At 34.2% G+C, this 18,858-nt stretch carries 21 protein-coding genes and 2 pseudogenes; 12 read left to right on the plus strand and 11 right to left on the minus strand.

The window, feature by feature from the left end; translation table 11 throughout:
* Window positions 1-64 precede the first annotated feature (64 nt).
* From NSQ77_RS05985 to NSQ77_RS06000, 4 genes and pseudogenes are all read right to left on the minus strand, one after another.
* A pseudogene (locus NSQ77_RS05985) lies at window positions 65-289 on the minus strand (LOG family protein); the annotation flags it as partial.
* An 804-nt stretch (window positions 290-1,093) separates the two neighbouring features.
* Window positions 1,094-1,714: a GrpB family protein gene (locus tag NSQ77_RS05990; protein WP_339230944.1), complete on the minus strand. Its 621-nt coding sequence runs from the start codon at window positions 1,712-1,714 to the stop codon at window positions 1,094-1,096.
* A gap of 9 nt (window positions 1,715-1,723) precedes the next feature.
* Window positions 1,724-2,161, minus strand: a complete 438-nt coding sequence (locus tag NSQ77_RS05995) for a DUF5946 family protein (RefSeq protein WP_339229580.1) — start codon at window positions 2,159-2,161, stop codon at window positions 1,724-1,726.
* 202 nt (window positions 2,162-2,363) lie between these two features.
* A complete protein-coding gene (locus NSQ77_RS06000) occupies window positions 2,364-2,969 on the minus strand; it encodes a TetR/AcrR family transcriptional regulator (protein ID WP_339229582.1) in 606 nt (201 codons plus the stop codon).
* 96 nt (window positions 2,970-3,065) lie between these two features.
* On the opposite strand from NSQ77_RS06000, the gene NSQ77_RS06005 reads away from it, so the two are divergent.
* The 6 genes from NSQ77_RS06005 to NSQ77_RS06030 all read left to right on the plus strand — a co-directional run bounded on the left by NSQ77_RS06005 (window position 3,066) and on the right by NSQ77_RS06030 (window position 6,909).
* The gene (locus NSQ77_RS06005; protein WP_221835863.1) at window positions 3,066-3,779 is read left to right on the plus strand and encodes a GAP family protein; all 714 of its coding nucleotides are present in this window, start codon (window positions 3,066-3,068) and stop codon (window positions 3,777-3,779) included.
* Between the two features lie 24 nt (window positions 3,780-3,803).
* Window positions 3,804-4,025, plus strand: coding sequence for a hypothetical protein (locus NSQ77_RS06010; RefSeq protein ID WP_018705612.1), 222 nt, complete (start codon window positions 3,804-3,806; stop codon window positions 4,023-4,025).
* A 102-nt stretch (window positions 4,026-4,127) separates the two neighbouring features.
* Window positions 4,128-5,279 carry an acyltransferase family protein gene (locus NSQ77_RS06015; RefSeq protein WP_339229586.1) on the plus strand — a complete coding sequence of 384 codons (1,152 nt, stop codon included), beginning with the start codon at window positions 4,128-4,130 and terminating at the stop codon, window positions 5,277-5,279.
* 468 nt (window positions 5,280-5,747) lie between these two features.
* Window positions 5,748-6,185, plus strand: coding sequence for a sigma-70 family RNA polymerase sigma factor (locus NSQ77_RS06020; RefSeq protein ID WP_077735385.1), 438 nt, complete (start codon window positions 5,748-5,750; stop codon window positions 6,183-6,185).
* A complete protein-coding gene (locus NSQ77_RS06025) occupies window positions 6,169-6,423 on the plus strand; it encodes a helix-turn-helix domain-containing protein (RefSeq protein WP_339229589.1) in 255 nt (84 codons plus the stop codon). Before NSQ77_RS06020 ends, NSQ77_RS06025 begins: the two co-directional genes overlap by 17 nt.
* Window positions 6,424-6,795: 372 nt before the next feature.
* Complete coding sequence (locus NSQ77_RS06030) at window positions 6,796-6,909, plus strand: SHOCT domain-containing protein (protein ID WP_339229591.1); 114 nt, start codon at window positions 6,796-6,798, stop codon at window positions 6,907-6,909.
* A 206-nt stretch (window positions 6,910-7,115) separates the two neighbouring features.
* On the opposite strand, the gene NSQ77_RS06035 is transcribed toward NSQ77_RS06030, so the two are convergent.
* Both NSQ77_RS06035 and NSQ77_RS06040 read right to left on the minus strand, forming a co-directional pair.
* Complete coding sequence (locus NSQ77_RS06035) at window positions 7,116-9,041, minus strand: FtsX-like permease family protein (RefSeq protein WP_339229593.1); 1,926 nt, start codon at window positions 9,039-9,041, stop codon at window positions 7,116-7,118.
* Entirely contained in the window at window positions 9,028-9,795 is a 768-nt protein-coding gene (locus tag NSQ77_RS06040; protein WP_339229595.1) for an ABC transporter ATP-binding protein, read from the minus strand. The genes NSQ77_RS06035 and NSQ77_RS06040 overlap by 14 nt, the downstream gene beginning before the upstream one ends.
* Before the next feature lie 207 nt (window positions 9,796-10,002).
* Here NSQ77_RS06040 and NSQ77_RS06045 point away from each other — a divergent pair, with 207 nt between their 5' ends.
* The 6 genes and pseudogenes from NSQ77_RS06045 to NSQ77_RS06070 all read left to right on the plus strand — a co-directional run bounded on the left by NSQ77_RS06045 (window position 10,003) and on the right by NSQ77_RS06070 (window position 15,039).
* The gene (locus NSQ77_RS06045; RefSeq protein WP_018705604.1) at window positions 10,003-10,674 is read left to right on the plus strand and encodes a response regulator transcription factor; all 672 of its coding nucleotides are present in this window, start codon (window positions 10,003-10,005) and stop codon (window positions 10,672-10,674) included.
* Complete coding sequence (locus tag NSQ77_RS06050) at window positions 10,671-11,696, plus strand: sensor histidine kinase (protein ID WP_339229598.1); 1,026 nt, start codon at window positions 10,671-10,673, stop codon at window positions 11,694-11,696. Before NSQ77_RS06045 ends, NSQ77_RS06050 begins: the two co-directional genes overlap by 4 nt.
* 718 nt (window positions 11,697-12,414) lie before the next feature.
* A pseudogene (locus tag NSQ77_RS06055) lies at window positions 12,415-12,849 on the plus strand (sigma factor-like helix-turn-helix DNA-binding protein).
* Window positions 12,833-13,087: a helix-turn-helix domain-containing protein gene (locus NSQ77_RS06060; RefSeq protein WP_339229600.1), complete on the plus strand. Its 255-nt coding sequence runs from the start codon at window positions 12,833-12,835 to the stop codon at window positions 13,085-13,087. The pseudogene NSQ77_RS06055 and the gene NSQ77_RS06060 overlap by 17 nt, the downstream one beginning before the upstream one ends.
* Before the next feature lie 516 nt (window positions 13,088-13,603).
* The gene (locus NSQ77_RS06065; RefSeq protein ID WP_018709270.1) at window positions 13,604-13,789 is read left to right on the plus strand and encodes a DUF3173 domain-containing protein; all 186 of its coding nucleotides are present in this window, start codon (window positions 13,604-13,606) and stop codon (window positions 13,787-13,789) included.
* Between the two features lie 38 nt (window positions 13,790-13,827).
* On the plus strand, window positions 13,828-15,039 hold the full coding sequence (locus NSQ77_RS06070; protein ID WP_339229604.1) for a tyrosine-type recombinase/integrase: 1,212 nt from the start codon (window positions 13,828-13,830) through the stop codon (window positions 15,037-15,039).
* Window positions 15,040-15,122: 83 nt separating this feature from the next.
* Here the strand turns inward: NSQ77_RS06070 and NSQ77_RS06075 are convergent, their stop codons facing one another.
* The 5 genes from NSQ77_RS06075 to NSQ77_RS06095 form a co-directional block, all read right to left on the minus strand.
* Window positions 15,123-16,397 (minus strand): site-specific integrase, encoded by a 1,275-nt coding sequence (locus NSQ77_RS06075; protein ID WP_088612326.1) that lies wholly within the window; start codon window positions 16,395-16,397, stop codon window positions 15,123-15,125.
* Window positions 16,390-16,590: a DUF3173 domain-containing protein gene (locus tag NSQ77_RS06080; RefSeq protein ID WP_088612325.1), complete on the minus strand. Its 201-nt coding sequence runs from the start codon at window positions 16,588-16,590 to the stop codon at window positions 16,390-16,392. The genes NSQ77_RS06075 and NSQ77_RS06080 overlap by 8 nt, the downstream gene beginning before the upstream one ends.
* Before the next feature lie 183 nt (window positions 16,591-16,773).
* Window positions 16,774-17,184 carry a hypothetical protein gene (locus NSQ77_RS06085; protein WP_088612324.1) on the minus strand — a complete coding sequence of 137 codons (411 nt, stop codon included), beginning with the start codon at window positions 17,182-17,184 and terminating at the stop codon, window positions 16,774-16,776.
* Window positions 17,185-17,237: 53 nt separating this feature from the next.
* Window positions 17,238-17,729: a hypothetical protein gene (locus tag NSQ77_RS06090; RefSeq protein ID WP_088612323.1), complete on the minus strand. Its 492-nt coding sequence runs from the start codon at window positions 17,727-17,729 to the stop codon at window positions 17,238-17,240.
* A 31-nt stretch (window positions 17,730-17,760) separates the two neighbouring features.
* Window positions 17,761-18,828, minus strand: coding sequence for a lysozyme family protein (locus tag NSQ77_RS06095; RefSeq protein ID WP_161493067.1), 1,068 nt, complete (start codon window positions 18,826-18,828; stop codon window positions 17,761-17,763).
* Window positions 18,829-18,858 lie beyond the last annotated feature (30 nt).

Below are 18,858 nucleotides of genomic sequence, written 5' to 3' on the forward strand. Positions count from 1 at the left end.
CTTTTATATTTACTTAATGCAAAATAGCGTTTAAATGGTGTGCAATATATCTCCTAAAGTGGCATTCTAATGTTCCTGGTCCACCTGGTAAAGCGACAAAGCCATCTGCAAGCTCTGCCATTTTAGCCTTTCTCTCATGCATAGATTCGACAACTATCAGCTTGGGTAATCTTTTATGCGATATTTCTCTCTGCTCTAAAAAACTAGGCATAATTCCAATAACTTGTCTACCTTCATCTAAGACAGCATCCGCAACTGCTCCCATAACACCAACACTTGCTCCACAGTGTTCGCATGATGTGGCTAGTGCAGGGTTACGAACTAAGCTATCGCACGATTAATCGCTTTCGTTCCGATCCCCTCATTGAGAATATCCTACAGGAAAGTTTTGTAAGAATGATGAGAAAATTGACATTTACGCGATATTAAAGAGAGTTTTATTTATACCGGAAAAACTTATCATAATCATCAATTTGATCCGGACTTATTCCAGTTTTATTAATAGCTTCTTGTTGAAATGAATTATTGCAACTTTTACATATATAGTATTTTTTTTCTCCTTTTTTGATTTTATAATATTGTGAATCAGAATGATTAATCGTAAATTTATTTTTGCAGAAAAAACATATAGTATCCAACATATTTTCACACTTCCTATCAGATTTTTATTGAAAAGTAACTATTTTTTAAACCTATGATTCAAAATGTGAATTTTTCATCTAATTTACTGCCATTCTAAAATAATTTATTTTTAACTTCAACAATTAGTTACAAGCTTATCCGTGAACTGTATTTTTACTAAAAATATGACGGCTATGCCTGTAATGGAAGGAAAAGCTGTAATATAATAAAGCCTACTTCATGCAACTGTTCAACAAAATGCCCCTTTGAAGTGCATCTCGTTATAACACAAACGGACTATAACTTCAAGGCATATTCAATGTATTTCATCTACCTCAAGCCATTTAGGAGTCTCAAACTTAAATGATAAGTAGTCTTTAAAGACTTTCTGACGGTAACCACATTCAGGATAACGTTATGGTGGGTCGATTGAATGTATTCCAATTGTTTCTTATCATTAATCTATCAATGGTTATAAGGCGTTTCCATAAGGAATTTGTAAGTTTCCCCCCTTCTTCTCATCGACTGCGTTTGCCCTCTCCATAATTTCCTGTACTATTGAAGCTTTTGCATCCGCATAGTCTTGGACGTGTTTCCATTTACGGTGAGCTAAGTTACACTTTACGCTTGCATACTTATCTCGATCGGAATGGTTAATTCTTAGCCAATTACGAAATCGCAACATTCGGTCGATTTCAGATGAGCCTTTACTAAATACGTGTAAATTAATATCTGTATCGGGGCCTTTAAAAAGTCGGTGTTGAAACCAATCTGGTTCTCGAATACGTAAAGTGTAGCCAGCTTCCTCCAAATCAGGAACATAAGCACTTTCGTCAGTAGAATCCTTCACAACCAATAGAATATCAATAATTGGCTTAGCACATAAACCTGGCACTGAAGTTGATCCAACGTGCTCCAACTGAAGTACCTTTTTACCAAGTATGGAATAAATTCTTTTAGCCTCTCGGTCAAATAACTTCGGCCATTTCGGATCATAGTCAAGGAGTGTAATTTGTGCATTGTGAGGTTTTAGCTCTCCAACCATTACTTCTTGAAGTTTTTCTTCATTTTTAGATTTTAAATTATCGTGCATCAAAGTCAATTAAATCTCCCTCCATTTCGATTCAACCGAAGCTCCCTTTTCAATTGCATTCTTTTCACCCGCAGCATACACATCGTTTACCGTCATGTCCCATTTTGTTAGAACTCTAACTTTTTCTGCAACAGGGATAGGATTAACAATTTTAAATGTTTTATTAGTAGTAACTTCTCTATTCTTTTTCAAAATATAAGGAGTTTCCCAATTGTAATCGCAAGCATCACAGAATAATTTTTTTGTTAGAGCATATCCTTCTTTTGTAAAGTTGGAAGGATGCTGTAACATGTATCTTGAAACTGTCCAGAAATGAAGAGCATAAAGTTTAGGATTGTTCTGTTCCCAAGCCAGAAGATACCCAAGTTGCTCCCTACAAGATAAACCATCCTCTTCTTTCGCTCCACACTCTATACAAAAGCCATCCTTCATGATTGTATCAATCAAGGGAATCCTTCTTTCTTTGGCTTTGTTCTGTTACCAATTTTTTTACGTTGCTTATTCGTATTTATTTAACCTATTAAAGAATACTCCCCTTTAATTTAGTAAACATCAATCAACATACATTTATTCCACACTATTTTCCGATTACCCTTTTTTCTAAAAACAAAATCTACAAACTCATTGCATAATATTGATACATGATCAATTAACTCAATTGACTTTCATTGCAGAGTGTTTCTAAATGATAACGGATTACTTCCTTCACCTTTTCTGGAGAGTAGACATCAGGTCTTAACAGAGCATGAATGGACAATCCATCAATTAATGCCGCTAGCCTACTTTTTTCTAATTTTACATTAGTTGAATCAGATAAAATCCCTTGTAGGACTAATATCTCAATCATTGAATTTGCTAATTCATACATACCGTTAGTCATTTCATCTTTTTTTTCTTTTAATGTATTACTTGTAAGTGACTGAAGTGCAAGGATCCACCAAACGCTCGTTTCGATTTTCTTTTCTTCATCAATTGGTACAAGCTCCAATAAAACTTCTGCGACTGCCTGCAATGGATTGTCTGACCAACTTTTACTTTGAGAACGTTTTTTCCCTTCTTCCAGGTAATAATCCATGATAAATAATAACATTTCATCCTTAGTTGAAAAATAATGTCTTAACGCTCCAGCAGACATGCCTGCTTCAATAGCAACTCTTCTTATAGATGCCTTTTCGATTCCCTCTTCCTTAATAATACTCCAAGCGGCCTCAGCAATTGACTTCCTCTTTTTTTCATGATTAACAATCCTCGGCATAAAAAATCACTTCCCTTTTTTAGCACAGTGTGTTATTATGTTTTCAACACACTGTGTTATTTAAATTATAACATATAAAAAGGAGGGACTCTATATTTGATCGAAAGTATTGAAGCATTAATGCCTTCTTCATCAATAGACACATCAATAGCTTTGCTAATTATTTCTATTTGCGCATTAGTTGATATATTAAGTCCTGGTGTACTTGCTGTAACAGCCTATTTATTATTGACACAGCCTAATCAATTATCTTCTCGCTTGCTTGTTTTTTTGTTTATTACGCAGTTTGGCTACTTCATCATGGGCTTATTACTATACTTTGGTGGAGATTCACTATTGAAAGGAATTGGAAAATTATCTGAATTTGACTTTATCAATTGGTTTTATATCCTTTTTGGAGCAGCTATTGTTCTAATTAGCTTCAGTAAACCAAATGATACTACAAAAAAACGTTTAATTTCATTTATACCCCAAAAAACAACGATGAAAGGGATGATCATATTAGGTATCATTGTTTTTCTAATTGAATTTGTAACTGCGTTGCCTTACTTTTATTCAATTTTGTTAATGAATCACCTAACAATTGAGCCTTCCTCTTCTATCTTTATTATAATTGGCTACAATCTTGTAATGGTGCTTCCTTCTCTTCTTTTGTTAGGGGTTAATATTATGTTTAAAGAGAGACTGCAACAATTTCTAAATAAAATTAGATCAAAATTAAATGAAGCACCGATTTCCTCACTCTTGGTAGCGATAGGAGTAGTAGGTGCGGTTTTTTTCAACATCGGTCTTAGAGGCATATTAAATTAAAAAATTATTAATGAGGTGTTCATCATGAAAGAAATTATCAGTGGACTTGGTCTACTTTTCGTTATACAGGGAGTAGGCGGATTAATCAATCATTTGACTAATGGGGGAAAAAGTTGGTTTTTGGTAAATTATATTGATGCGTTTCAGGGATTTGAAATTGTTATGGACATTATATTTATTGTAGTTGGCGGGATCATAGGTTTAGCCTCTTGGAAAATAGGCGGATCAACTAAAAGTGAAAATTAAAATATAGAGCAAATAGGACGGCTTATACATAGCCGTCCAGCTTGGCGGATGCTCCGTTGAGATATATTTTTAAATATTAATAGGGGGAACATAAGAATTATTATGAATTCAAGACATATAGGGAGCTCGTCTCTCCAAAAGGAAGGTCGGTTATACTTTATTGATAACCTAAGGGCAGCTCTTACAATGTTAGTAGTGCTACATCATTTAGTGTATTTTTCCATCTATAACGAGGTATTATCACAAGGGTCTATTGGGGTTGTTATGGGCCTTCTATTCCTTGCTTTTAATCAGACTTTTTTCATGGGGACGTTTTTTCTTATTTCCGGATATTTTGTTCCTTCATCTTTTGAACGTAATGGAGCGACCCGATTTATCAAAGATAGATTCATCCGGTTCCTAGTCCCGTTTATCTTCTACGTTCTCATTCTTAGCCAAGTTCAATCAATTGAAGTCTATATGCTTAACCAGGAGCCATTTACATGGCAAACCTATTTTTCACATTTAACCTATGGCCCGATGTGGTACGTCGAGTTACTTTTCGTATTCGTTTGTTTATACGCAGTCTGGGCGAAGTTTATGAGTAAAAATAAGCTATCAGTAGTTCGTCAGAGTACGCCACCCACCTACATGATGTTTACAGTCTTTGTCATGATATTAGCGGTAGGATACTTCATCATAAGACTGTGGGTCCCTGCTCTTGATTTACCCGGTGGATCTCCCAGGGTTCAATCATTCGTTGGACTTTTTACAGCAAGCGGCTATGATCTCCCACAATATGTCGGGCTATTCATTTTGGGCATCATCGCTTACCAACGCAATTGGTTTCGAAATATTCCTGATTCTATGGGTAGGGCGGGTTTTGGAATTGCAATTGGAGCATCGATTCTTCTCCTTCCCTTAGTCTTGATATTTGGATTAGACGGATTACAGTTTTCTGGCGGCTGGAACTGGACATCTTTGGTTTATTCTCTTTGGGAAGCTCTATTTTGTGTTGGCATCATTCTCGGATTAATCATATTCTTTCGCAAAAGAGTTTTTCATCAAGGAAAAGGTTGGAGCTTCTTGTCAGCCCATTCTTTCGTGATTTACATCATTCATATACCGATTATCGCTATTGTTATTGCTGGATTGAAGGTCATCCACTTTCCACCATCCTTCATGTTTCTAGCTATGATTCTGATCACGATACCACTTTGCTTCTTGTTAAGTTATATAATTAAGCAGATTCCCTTTGTGTCAAAGATTCTTTAGGATGGTGAATATTAAAGAAGAAAAGAGGATACGACGATAACCATATCTGCCCTTATGCTTCTCAAAAATAGAACTAATGAGCCTTTTCTACTTTGGATTTTTATCTGAGTGCTTAAAAGTATTAATTTTATAATAATAAGTGTTACGTGGAATACCGGCAATTTTGAGTAATGCCTTCACAGGATAATCGTGCCTTAGCTCATATACTACTTTTACTTTTTGTTTTGTCGTAATTTGTTTTCTTCTTGAACTAAGGCTTTCAACTTTTTTAAATAGAATTTTCCATTTAATAATATGTATAAATTTTTACTCCCACCTGGCTTATGTTCAGTTGGGCTTTTTTGTATTTAATGAATATTTTTTTAAAAATATTGCTTTTATTTTTGGCATTTCATAAAAAATCTTGTTGAAGGTTATGAAAGGGGAAATCATCACCCACCTTTGCAGTTGCGAAGGGAGAGGAAATGCATGATAGAACCAGATCGTACCGAGTGGCAAGTTCGCTGTGCATTTAATGCTTTTTGTAAACGTGTATTGAAGAATGAAGCAATTAATATTTTCAACGAAAGACAACAACGACAAGCAAAGGAGATGACATTTTCTGATCTCACACCACAAGAAGAAAATCAACTCTATACCTTAGATAAGCAATATGAAGGAGAAGAAGGACAAAGTTTTCAAGTGGCTGGAAAGAAAATAACTCCGAAATTACTCGCTGAAGCGTTGCGTACTTTGCCAAAAGAAAAGCGTAAGACTGTCCTTTTATACTACTTTTTTGACAAATCAGATGTAGAAATAGCTGAACTACTCGATATTCCACGTAGTACCGTTCAGTATAGGAGGACAAGCTCTTTCAAAAGGTTAAGACGATTTTTGGAGGAACATGCAGATGAATGGAGTGATTAATTCTAATGTTGGAAACAACGAGCGTGGTTTATTGCCGTACCCAATTATTTTAGCTGCAAATAAGGGTGAGCCAGAAGCAATGAAAGTAGTTGTTCTACATTATGGAAGCTATATGACAAGCCTATCCATGCGTAAGCTCCGTAATGAACAAGGAAACACTTATTGGGGCATCGATGAAGATACACGTGAACGCTTACGAGCGAAGCTTATGCAATCTGTTTTAGCTTTCAAAATTTGAATACAGAATGGTTAGGTTTTCCCTTTCATTAATCATATATTTGTTCTTTGACAAAGAAAGCACGGAAGATAACGCTGTGCAGTATAAACACAAAATCAGATACATTCTACTGATGACGAGCCACTTGATTCATACGCCATGACTTTCGTTAGAAACGAGCGATAATCTATGAATCTAATGCAATCGTGGTGGATTGCTGGCGATAACCCATCAGCTAGGATAATGATACTCCCCTACCGTCATGGTTCGAGCGTTTGAAGCGTCGCAAGCTATGAGTAGAGCTGGAAGGAATACTTGCAGGGGTGAAATTCCCGTGGAGCTGTACCAACAGCCGTCTGATTTTAATTGATTAATTATAAGGGGACGTGTTTTTTGAAACAGAATTTGATTCTATATAGTATGCAAATTGCTATGTTAAAACAACTGCTAACCCGTAAATTGATTACCAAGAAAGAATATGGCATCATTTCTGATATTACAGACTGAATTGTGTTTCTATTGGCGATACATTTTGTATAGGAGTTATCATATTTCCAATCATTCGATTTTTTGTTGTTAGAAGATTTAAGGATGTTCAATTTGATCTTCAATAATATAATCGGTCTAGATTCCAGAGTAATGAGGATTTTTTTAACAAAGGAATACATGAAAAAAACACCTCCCGAACCGAACATTCGAGAGATGTTTCGCTCTTATTTGTTTACAATGCGATTGTACGTATTAACAGTTAATACGTAATAGACTGCATAGATGATAACAAAGAAGACTATAGCCATTAGAATAGGGAAGATAAGATTGATTCCAATGAGATTAGAAATAAAGTTGCTAGTAAAGTACAATGCCACACAACTGTGCAATATTCCTACGGTTAGTGGCAATCCAAACACAAATAATGACTGCCTTTTGATTGATTTACGTATATCCTTTTTATTGACACCGATTTTTCTAAGGATTTCATAGTGTCCTTTCGCCTCATTCGCTTCTGTTAACTGTTTGAAATAAATGATACTTCCACTTGCCGCTAAAAATACAAGCCCCAAAAATCCAAAAATAAAGAGAGTAATTGCGTTTCCTTCTTTACCTTGCTTATACTCCGTATAAAATGATGAAGAAACTTGAAAATCGTTTCCAACCAGTTTATTTACTTTCTTTGATGTGGCTTGTGCCGTTACTTCATTTTCCACTTCATACACTTTATAAGTTAATGGAGCCTCTTTTTTGGCTATCTCAGCAAACATTTCGTTACTGACTACGAGAAAGAAATCGGGATAATCGAAAGGTAGCACATTACTTTCAACCATATGAACAAATGGCAGTTCGCTGCTTCCTTGAGGCAATTGAATCGTTATATTTTCTCCTTTAAAAACCGACTTCGTATATTCAGTAAACCTTGGCTGGATTACTGCTGCTTGATTTCTTGATAGTAAGACTGTTTCATCCTTATTTAAAGCATTCGCTGCTTTATTAAATGTACTTTCTGAGATTAATTGCACAGGATTTATGTCATAATCCAGTTGAAATGAGAGTATTCCTTTTACCTGAATGACGGGTATGTCTAGTTGGGCTTTTATTGGATGTCGATGATCTGCTTTTATTATGCTCTCCACCTGCGAATCAAATTCTGGACCTTTTGACAAATGCGAATAGCTGAACGGAACAACTTCCTCAGCTCTTTTTTCGTTGCTGTAATACCCACTGTAAGTTGCACCTAAGAAACAGATCGTTGCAGAACTCAACAATGCAATGACTGTAAAGGTACGTGCATTCCCTCTAATACGAAACAGTAAGCGAGATATTTCAATTATTCTAGTTCCTCTGTAATAACGCGACTTATTTTTTTGTGATAATCTTAATAAATAGACCGTTACAGATCGAAAAAATAAATGGGTGCCAATGACGAGAGCAACAAAAGCAATACCATAATTTTTCATTAAATATTCCGTAGTAAATTCGTCAGGAAATGGTTTTAATATCAGCCAGTAACTAACGACAAGCAATATAACTCCGATAATAGCCGATATAAGTGAAACCTTTGGAATTTGTTCTCCTTTTTTCTCATCATAGAATAATTCGATTAATGTAAAACGATAAATCAAACGGTAACCTTGAACGGAAGTGAATAAAATAATGACCATAAAGACTATGACTGTTTGGGTAATCGCTAGAATGGAAATACCGAAGTCCACCTCGGCAATTGAACCCATAAGTTTTATTAAAATCATTGCAAATAATTTGGAAAGTAAGGTTCCAAGAATAATTCCAATAACTATTGCAATGATTCCCATAATCAAATTTTCATAAAATAACATTTTTGCAATGGTTTTCTTGCGTAAACCAAGTATGGCGTACAATCCGACTTCTTTCTTCCTTTTTCTTGTGAAGAATGAATTGGAGTACAAAATAAAGATTGCTACGAATAAAATTAAGATAATTGATGATACCCCAAACATGAAACTCATTGTATCCGACAATTCAATGCTTTCCTGAATTTTTTCGCTATATTGCAAGGAAGTGAACGTATAATAAATAACCATGCTGAAGACGAGCGTAACAAAATAGACAAAATAATTATTGAAGTTACCTTTAATATTTTTCCTTGCTAAACTAAATAACGTCATTTGCTCCACCCCCCAGTGCGGATAGAACATCCAACACCTTGTTGAAAAATTCTTTGCGGGATCTTTTCCCTTTCACAAGTTCTGTGAAGATTTTACCGTCTTTAATAAATAGGACGCGATTACAATAACTTGCCGCATAAGCATCATGGGTAACCATTAAAATTGTTGCCTTGTCTTGTTCATTAAGATCCTCTAAACTTTCTAATAAGTCTGTTGCTGATTTCGAATCCAACGCACCTGTTGGTTCATCTGCCAATATTAGGTTTGGCTTTGAAATAATCGCGCGTGATGCTGCCGTGCGTTGCTTTTGTCCCCCAGAAATTTGATACGGGTACTTATTTAAAATGTCGCGAATGCCAAACTTATCTGCCACTTCATCTGCTCTTCGTTCCAATTCCTTAACGTTCAATTTTGCCAAGGCTAACGGCAAGATAATATTTTCTTTCACAGTTAGAGTATCTAATAAATTATAGTCTTGGAAAAGGAAACCAAGTTTGTCACGGCGAAAGGCAGATAATTGCTCTTCATTCATCTTTGTCAAATTGATTCCGTCAACCACGATGTCACCAGCAGTCGGCTCGTCAATTGTTGCCAATATATTTAGTAAAGTTGATTTACCAGCACCCGAGGGACCCATAATACCGACGAATTCACCTTCCATGACGGTTAAGTCTATATCCTCCAAAGCTGAAAATACATTTCCCTTTGCACCATAGACTTTTTTTATTTGTTTTGCTTCGACAATAGTTTTCATATTTAAATCCTCCATTCAGAGTTGTTTTGTTTTACGTTTTTATTTTACAATAGGTGCCCTTTATATAAACTTACAGCTTGATCTCGTAACCTTACATTTTCGTCACATTGATAAAAAATATCTTTAAACACGATATTTTCTTTGTATGTTGGTCGATATTCAATTAATATGATGTTAAAGAAGGATGATTGTTTGGAGGGAAGAGGAATGAAAATCATGATTGTGGAAGATGATTTGACCATTCGTGATATGGTAGGGGAAACATTAGAAAAGTGGGGTTTTGAAACCGTTAAGATCGAAGACTTTGACCAAATCATGCAGGTATTTCTTAATCATGATCCTCACCTAGTCATCATGGATATCAATTTGCCATCGTTTGACGGATTTTACTGGTGTAATAAAATCAGAGAAATTTCAAAGGTCCCTATGATCTTTCTCTCTTCCCGTGATACACCAATGGATATAGTGATGTCGATAAACATGGGAGGAGATGATTATATTCAAAAACCTTTCCATATGGATGTATTGATTGCAAAAATTAATGCACTCCTCCGCAGAACGTATTCCTACATGGAAACACAGTCTAAGACAATCGAACATGATGGAATTATATTAAACCTTGAGAACGGAGAGGCCTTACATGGAGATCGAAAGTCGGAACTCACGAAAACAGAATTTCTTATTTTGAAAATCCTGATGAAAAATAAAGGAACCATCGTCAGTCGTACGAAAATGATGCGTAGCCTTTGGAAGAATGAAAATTTCGTAGACGAAAATACATTGACGGTTAATATTGCTCGTCTGCGTAAAAAGCTTGCTGAACTTGGAAAAGAACACTTCATTATGACTAAGAAAGGACAAGGTTATATTATCCAATGAGTTTCTTTCAATATCTAAAAGATAAACGGAATTTCTTTATATTAAACGTGATCATTATGTTCTTTGTTTCTTTGATGATGATTGTGAGCACAGATTCCAGAAACACTGTAAGTAATATCGTATATACCAATGTGGTTATCTTTTTTATTGTAGCTATATACGTAATCATCGAATACTATTACAATAGAGAATTTTATCGGGAATTAAATGATTTGGTTGAAAGTAATCATGAAGAATTTCTCGCAACTCTGCCTAAACCGCGAAACGATGAACAACTGTTATATCTTGAGTTATTAAAAAAAGTAAATAGTGTGCATGGCGATCAATTACAAAAGTTGTATAACGAAAAAATGGATCATCAAGACTTTATTACATCTTGGATTCATGAAGTCAAGGTTCCGATTGCGGCAGGTCGCTTGCTTATGGAAAACAGTAATGGAAGAACTGTTGAATACCTTGTGGACAAGTTTGAAGATGAGTTGGATAGAATCGAAAATTACGTGGAGCAGGCTCTTTATTATTCTCGCATTGATTCTTTTTCCAAAGATTATTTTATTTCCGAGGTAGTGTTGGATCAAGTCGCTAAAAACAGTGTAAAGAAATTTGCCAAATCTTTTATTAACAAGCAAATTCGCTTTCATATGGACAATATTGAACAGGTTGTCCATACCGACAGTAAATGGCTTGGTTTTATTATGGATCAAGTTTTTTCAAATTCTTTAAAATATACAGGTGAAGGCGGGGAAATCTCCGTACAATTTGAGGAAGATCGAAAAGAAAAGCGGCTACAGATTCAAGATACAGGCATTGGAATTAAGCCAGAGGATATCAGCCGCGTATTTGAAAAAGGATTTACAGGATCTATTGGGAGAAGTCATGCCAAATCTACCGGTTTAGGTCTCTACCTTGCAAAAGAAATGGCTCTTAAATTAGGACATGACCTTTCCATTCATTCAGAAGATGGGAAATATACGAAGGTCATCATCCACTTTCCAAAAATCAGAAATTATTATCATCTATAAGTATAATGGTGGGGTTAAAGAAATTGGTTAATCGGAAAATAGTATCAAATTAAAGGTGTTCAAGTAGAATAATGTTTATCGTAAGGCTTAAGAAATATTAAATAATATAGCCAATAGTAAGTGAATTAATTGATAAAAAAATGAGTAATTGAAAATAGCTATAACCAGGTTTTTATTATATTTTGATCGAACTTTTCAAAAATGGTTCTATTAATACCACGATAAATCAAAGTTATATGTCCTCTTTTTATCTCCAGTTCCAAGTATGGGAAATATTATCCATGGTTCCAACATGCATATGCAATGACTTTTGAAAATCAACTGAGGCTCAAACACTTTATTTAAGATTTTTATTTGGTTATATTTTTATGTTCTTACTATTTTATTTAGCTGGACCTTTCAAGTTTCATTACGTTTAACAGATAAGAAATGATTTTAAAAAACTATATTTTTGTATTATTCATTATTATGTTCGATCAGTTTTTATCAGTTTTTATGTGAATTGTAATAAAATAGAGTTTGACATTTAAAGTATTTCTTGTTTTGGTCCTTAATATTAAATATTAAAAATCATTCTACCTAACTGTTAATATTCAGTTGGGTTATTGTTTTTTAAAAACTTTTTCTCTGATTTTTGGCATTTTACAAAAAAACTTGTTGAAGGTAATGAAAGGGGAAATCATCACCCATCTTTGCAGTTTCGAAGAGAGTTGAGTGTATGGAACCTTCTCGTACCGAACGGCAGGTGCGTTGTGCATTTAACGCTTTTTGTAAGCGAGTACTGAAAAATGAAGCAATCAACATATACAAAGAAAGACAGAAACAGCTATCTAAGGAGATAACATTTTCAAATTTAACACCGCAAGAAGAAAAACAGCTCTATACCTTAGACAAACACTAAAAGGGAGAAGAAATAGAAGGACTTCAAGTAGCTGGTAAGAAAATTACTCCTACACTTCTTGCAAAAGCGATGCATAGCTTGCCAGTTGAGAAGCGTACTATCATCCTACTATACTACTTTTTTAATCTTTCTGATGTAAAAATTGGTCAATTGTTCAACATTCCACGTTAGTACTGTACAGTATAGGCGAACGAGTTCTTTTAAACCGTTAAGACGTTTTTTGGAGGAGCTGCAGATGAATGGGATGATTAATACTAATACGGAAAGCAATGAGCGTGGCTTGTTGCCGTATCCAATCATTTTAGCTGCAAATAAGGGTGAGCCAGAAACAATGAAAGTAGTTGTTCTACATTATGGAAGCTATATGACAAGCCTATCCATGCGTAAGCTCCGTGATGAACAAGGAAACACTTATTGGGGTATCGATGAAGATACACGTGAACGCTTACGAGCGAAGCTTATGCAATCTGTTTTAGCTTTCAAAATTTGAATACAGAATGGTTAGGTTTTCCCTTTCATTAATCATATATTTGTTCTTTGACAAAGAAAGCACGGAAGATAACGCTGTGCAGTATAAACACAAAATCAGATACATTCTACTGATGACGAGCCACTTGATTCATACGCCATGACTTTTTTAGAAACGAGCGATAATCTATGAGTCTAATGCAATCGTGGTGGATTGTTGGCGATAACCCATCAGTTAGGATAATGATACTCCCCTATCGTCATGGTTCGAGCGTTTGAAGCGTCGCAAGCTATGAGTAGGGCTGGAAGAAATACTTGCAGGGGTGAAATTCCCGTGGAGCTGCACCAGCAGCCGTCTGATTTTTGATATTCAATTTAACAAGAAAAGTTACAGTAACCATCAAATTATGACAATAGAACCTTTTTATTTTAGTGCAAGAGCCAAATTCACGTAACGTATTAGAATTAGTTTTACAGACGCGATATAATAATAGACAGATATCAAATAGCATATCCTAGTCTATGGAAAGGAGTTTATATGGTCACAGTCACTAAAAAAGACTTGATAGCACTAGGTTATGGTCCCTCTTTTTCAGCTGATATCATTAGAGAGTGTAAAAAACTAATGATTTCAAAGGGACACACGTATTATCAATCTAAAAAGTTAGATCGTGTTCCTAAAGAAGCTGTAGAAGAAGTATTAGGGATAACTTTAGATGTGTGATTTGTACTTCTTGCACTAATTGCGTAAGGAGTGAAATCATGACTAAAGATATCGTCAAAAAGGCAAAGAACGGAACTTATTATTTTAGGGCAAATTTAGGATATCACCCCATCACTGGGAAGCAAATTCAGAAGTACCGCAGTGGTTTTAAGACTAAAAAAGAAGCAAGGGAAGAATATTCGAGGTTACTGCTTACAAAGTCAGACGCATTAGAAGAAAAGCAAGATGACATTTTATTTCAACAGTTTATTGAAGATATTTTCTTACCCTGGTATAAAACACAAGTAAAAGGAAGAACGTACGATAATCGATTACCGACTGTAAGAAAACATTTCACTTTTTTTAATAATTTAATCACAACGGAAATTACTCCAATCCATGTTCAAAAATGGCAATTAACGTTATCTAAAAAGAAGTATCGTTCTTCTTATATTAGAAATGTTCAAGGTTTGTTTTCCATGGCAATGGATCGAGCGGTTGTTTTAGGATTAGCTGAAAGTAATCCATCGAAAATTGTTGGAAATGTAAAAAAAACAAAGACAAAAATAGATTTTTGGACAAAAGAAGAATTTGAAAAAGTCATCTCTCTCTTTTATAAGGAAGACTACTATCAACATTTTTTATTTATCTCGTTATGGTTTTTATTTATGACAGGTATGCGGATTGGAGAAGCCACTGCAATTCAATGGGAAGATATTGACTTTGATGCTGGTGTGTTATCTATTGATAAAACACTCTATTACAAGAATTTAAATAACTATTCTTTTGTAGAACCGAAAACAAAAGCAAGCGTTCGTCATATTGCATTAGATGAGGATACATTAACGTTACTTCACGAATGGAAGAACGTGCAGCAGTCTGTCGTGCAAACCAATTTTGTGATGAGCTATAATGGTATCCCCACACAAAAGCATACATTAGCGAATGCCATTACACGTTATTCTGAAAAAGCTAAGGTGCATCGGATCAGGTTACATGCATTAAGACATTCTCATGCTTCCCTGCTCATCAGTATGGGTGAAAATCCATTAATCATAAAAGACCGCTTAGGGCATGAAGATATTGAAACAACATTAGGTACTTATGGGCATCTGTATCCTAATAGTAATTTTGAAGTCGCTCATAAACTAAAAGGTATATTGTCTTATCAAACTTCAACTGAAAATAAAGATACTTCACCTAAAAATCAATTCACTGCTCATTACCTGCGTAAAGATTTAAAAGCAAATAATGCAATAACAATGCAATGAAAATAGAGTAAAGAGCCGAAACCCTTATAAACAAAGGGGTTTCAGCTCTCCTTCTACTATTCCCACTCAATCGTAGCAAGTCATTAAGAATCATTGCTATTACAGCTTTCATTTAGGTTATTTTCACTTTTGGCAGGGTTTTGGTAGGGAATCAAATCCCCTTTAACATTTTGATTACCATTAAAATTAATCATAGTTTTTTTGGCAGGGACAAATTTAACATTCCCTGTCATTTGTTTAGCAATCGGTTCATCGTTCCTACTCCACAAATGTGCATAATGTTTCAATGTTATTTCAGGTGAACTATGTCCTAACCTTTTTGAAACAACAAGAATATCGGCATTAAACTCATTAATTAAGTAACTAACGTGAGAATGTCTTAAACCCTTGGCTTGTATCTTTGGAACCTTTGCAACTTTAGCATATCTTGCTATAATTCTTGGAATCGTTGACCTGTAAACGGGTAAACCTGTATAACTTAATATAAAATCTTCTATTCCATGATCAGATTGAACCCGTTTCCATTTTTTTAATATACTCAAACTATCATCATCTAAAGTTATTGTTCGCATTCCATCTTCTGTTTTAGTATATGGCTTTCTCTTATAGTCTTTTTGTGATTTCATTTGTAAAGTATGATGAACTCGTAACTTCTTTTTTTTGAAATCAACATCATTCCAATAGAGAGCTAGCCCTTCACTTACACGAACTCCTGTCATATAATATAGCCAAATAGCGACAAAACACATATGCTCATAAAAATTATGCGTATAAATTACCGAAATAACTTTTTCGAATTCCTCTTTTGTCCAATAAGCAACAAGACTTTTACCTTTAGGGATTGATTTTGTTTTCTTTGAAATGTTTTTATCTAAAAATTGCAAATTTACAGCATAATCCATAGCTTGTCTAAAAGCTCCATAGACCAATGCAGCATAATTTTGTGAGTACCCACTTTCTTTTAAAAGCCAAGTTCTATAGAATTCGCATTCTAATATATCAAACTCCCTAAGTTCTTTATCGAAAAATCTATCTCGAATTTCCGATAAAACATGTCTTCTAGTTTCCCATGTACTTTCTTCTACATTAGATTGATAGTATGGCAAATAATATGAGTTCATAAACTCGCCAAAGGTAAGTCTATAATTAGCATAACCATTCTGCATATGGTATTCATTTTTTATTCTAGTCGCTTCCTTATTAGCCTCTCTTGCTGAAGTAAACCTTTTACCATTGCTGTCTTTTCTACTTTTCTTTTGAATCCTTTTACCAGTAACCTTATCAACACCAAGTTCAATATTGTAAAAGAATCCTCCCTTTCCATCTTGATATACTCCTGAATATTTTGTTTTAGCCATTCATACCGCCTTCAAACGAAACGCCAATAATATTTTCAACAGCATGACATGGTACTCTTCCCAACCTTTTATTATTATAATATGGATAACCTTGTTGAACCATATGATACTTAGCTTGTCTAATAATATCAACTGCTTGGTATGGTAGAAAACCCATGTCTTGCAACTCTTTCTTTGAAATGGTTTTATTCATTTGTTATCCTCCTCATTTTTAAAAATAATCATAAAAAAAGAGCAGACAATTTTTCATCTGCTCTTTCACCAAATCAAATATTTCATTTAAAGCATTGCTTTTTTATTTTTTTAAGAAACAACTTCAATATAAGATTCATCTCACCTACAATTTCTATATATTTTCTTAATATTAAATATACAATCACTCTTTAATAATTTCACCTTTTTCTTCTATATAATCGGGTTCTTGTTCCTCTAAAGAATCAAAATCAATATCTGGATGACCGTTTACATTCACAAGTTCATCATCTTTTAATCTAAAATAGGTTGTTTCTTTTTTATTTTCTTCTTTATCATGAACAACAAATTTTACATATTTTCCATTTTCCCACATTGTTATATCTGAACCACTTCTTAAATCACTTCCATAATCTATATCATAAGGTTCATAGTCTAACTCACCTAACTTAGGCAACTCTGATTCAAACTTTTCAATAGTCATATCTGCTATATCTTCATAGGTTAAATTTGTTTTGGCTTCTGAATTTCCGCACGCTACTAGGCTGATAGAAAAAATCATCAATACCATTATTTCCAACACATGTTTATGCAAGAAAATAACCTCCAATTGGAATAATTTTCATTTAACCATATGTTAACATAGAATCAATACTGAAAAAAATTAAAATCAACAATCCGCCAAACGTTGTCTATATTTTCCAAATCCATCTCAATGAATGAATCTACTAAACTTACCGCACCATCCATTTCAATCTCATTTATGAAAACCCCTAAAACTTTTTGTCTACCGTCTGTTGATTTTCCTAAATAAACATCTAAATCATTCACAGTAGATTTCACTTCAACCAATTTTTCATCATATTCTTCATTCGTTTCAAAATTTAATTCTTTTAATTTTTTCTCTGATACATACATTTCTACATCTTCCCTTACTGGTTTTCCTTGAAAATTAAAATAACCCTTAATGAATTTTTCTGCTATATCACCAGCTTCTAAATAAATAACTTCTTCCGAACTCTCAAATTGACTTATTTCATTTCTTGCTTGTTTTAATTCATTTCTATAATTATCATTCTTTACAAATAAGAAAACAATGACTAAAACGCCAACAATAATTAATGGTAAATACTTTTTCATCCTATCACCTCTAAAATCGGACATTCTTTAATCAATCTAATCCTAATGTTTTTAGTGGATCAATTTTATCTTGGTGTGCTTGACCTAGTTCAGTCAAATGCTCTAAATGCAAATGATTTCCTGTACTAGAACCCGTCGTTCCACATTTCCCAACAGCTTGACCTTGACTAACATTATCACCAAGTGAAACATTTAATAATGACATATGAGCATATCGACTAAATTCATTATTTGCATGTTGCAAAGTAACATAGTTCCCATAGCCAGTGTTGCCATGAATTGCTTCTACTACTTTTCCATCCTTAACTGCCATGATATTATCTCTAGGCGTACACCCAAAATCTAAACCACCATGAAAACTCTCTAACTCACCAGTAATTGGATGTGTGCGTGGTCCAAATTTACTTGTAATTCTAATTTCATTTAATGGCAACGCCCAGTCACCACGAGCATTTATAGGAACAGAATTATCTTCTTCAAGATAACGCATAACATTATCTACATAATTAACATCACCATAACGAGACCAACCCATTTTTTTAGCCATCATATTACTGAAATCAATAGCAACCTTTTTAGAATAACCCCCTCTTTCATTCGCATAACTTATAAATCCCGAACCAAAATTATAAGATTGCAAGGAAAGCTTCACTCCTCCCTCTGCATTTTTCATAACCTGTGCAAAATATTTCGTTCCAACGTCAATAGAAACTTCTGGGTCTGTAATTGAATTGGGAGGAAGTCCTATCGATTCAGAACTTTGCATTACATCTAATACCCTACCTCCACTTTCTTGCATAGTCATAGCCATCAATACATCTACATGTTGTGATATGAAATACTTTTTTGCATATTTTTCAAAATAAGGTTTATACCTCAACACTTCGGGTGCAATGCCGTTACTAATATAAAAATCCGTATATTCTTCATTTTCTTCTTCTCTTAAATGATGCATTCCATCACTACTCGTATCTACTGAATTAACAACAAAAAGAACAACTACCCCAATAATAAAAAAGAAGAAAAACAAAAAAATTATTAAATAGATTTTGATTTTCAACTTAGCCACTTTTAACCCAGGTATTTTATCTGTATTCAATTTTAAAACACCTCCACAAAAAGCAAAAAG

The organism is Oceanobacillus sp. FSL K6-2867, assembly GCF_037963145.1.
Lineage (GTDB): Bacteria > Bacillota > Bacilli > Bacillales > Amphibacillaceae > Oceanobacillus.

Excerpts from the sequence above, each read along its gene's own strand:
- NSQ77_RS05990 (WP_339230944.1), bottom strand. The coding sequence starts at position 1,714 with ATGCACGATAATTTAAAATCTAAAAATGAAGAAAAACTTCAAGAAGTA.
- NSQ77_RS06000 (WP_339229582.1), bottom strand. The coding sequence starts at position 2,969 with ATGCCGAGGATTGTTAATCATGAAAAAAAGAGGAAGTCAATTGCTGAG.
- NSQ77_RS06010 (WP_018705612.1), top strand. The coding sequence starts at position 3,804 with ATGAAAGAAATTATCAGTGGACTTGGTCTACTTTTCGTTATACAGGGA.
- NSQ77_RS06015 (WP_339229586.1), top strand. The coding sequence starts at position 4,128 with ATGAATTCAAGACATATAGGGAGCTCGTCTCTCCAAAAGGAAGGTCGG.
- NSQ77_RS06020 (WP_077735385.1), top strand. The coding sequence starts at position 5,748 with ATGATAGAACCAGATCGTACCGAGTGGCAAGTTCGCTGTGCATTTAAT.
- NSQ77_RS06025 (WP_339229589.1), top strand. The coding sequence starts at position 6,169 with ATGAATGGAGTGATTAATTCTAATGTTGGAAACAACGAGCGTGGTTTA.
- NSQ77_RS06035 (WP_339229593.1), bottom strand. The coding sequence starts at position 9,041 with ATGACGTTATTTAGTTTAGCAAGGAAAAATATTAAAGGTAACTTCAAT.
- NSQ77_RS06040 (WP_339229595.1), bottom strand. The coding sequence starts at position 9,795 with ATGAAAACTATTGTCGAAGCAAAACAAATAAAAAAAGTCTATGGTGCA.
- NSQ77_RS06045 (WP_018705604.1), top strand. The coding sequence starts at position 10,003 with ATGAAAATCATGATTGTGGAAGATGATTTGACCATTCGTGATATGGTA.
- NSQ77_RS06050 (WP_339229598.1), top strand. The coding sequence starts at position 10,671 with ATGAGTTTCTTTCAATATCTAAAAGATAAACGGAATTTCTTTATATTA.
- NSQ77_RS06060 (WP_339229600.1), top strand. The coding sequence starts at position 12,833 with ATGAATGGGATGATTAATACTAATACGGAAAGCAATGAGCGTGGCTTG.
- NSQ77_RS06065 (WP_018709270.1), top strand. The coding sequence starts at position 13,604 with ATGGTCACAGTCACTAAAAAAGACTTGATAGCACTAGGTTATGGTCCC.
- NSQ77_RS06070 (WP_339229604.1), top strand. The coding sequence starts at position 13,828 with ATGACTAAAGATATCGTCAAAAAGGCAAAGAACGGAACTTATTATTTT.
- NSQ77_RS06075 (WP_088612326.1), bottom strand. The coding sequence starts at position 16,397 with ATGGCTAAAACAAAATATTCAGGAGTATATCAAGATGGAAAGGGAGGA.
- NSQ77_RS06080 (WP_088612325.1), bottom strand. The coding sequence starts at position 16,590 with ATGAATAAAACCATTTCAAAGAAAGAGTTGCAAGACATGGGTTTTCTA.
- NSQ77_RS06090 (WP_088612323.1), bottom strand. The coding sequence starts at position 17,729 with ATGAAAAAGTATTTACCATTAATTATTGTTGGCGTTTTAGTCATTGTT.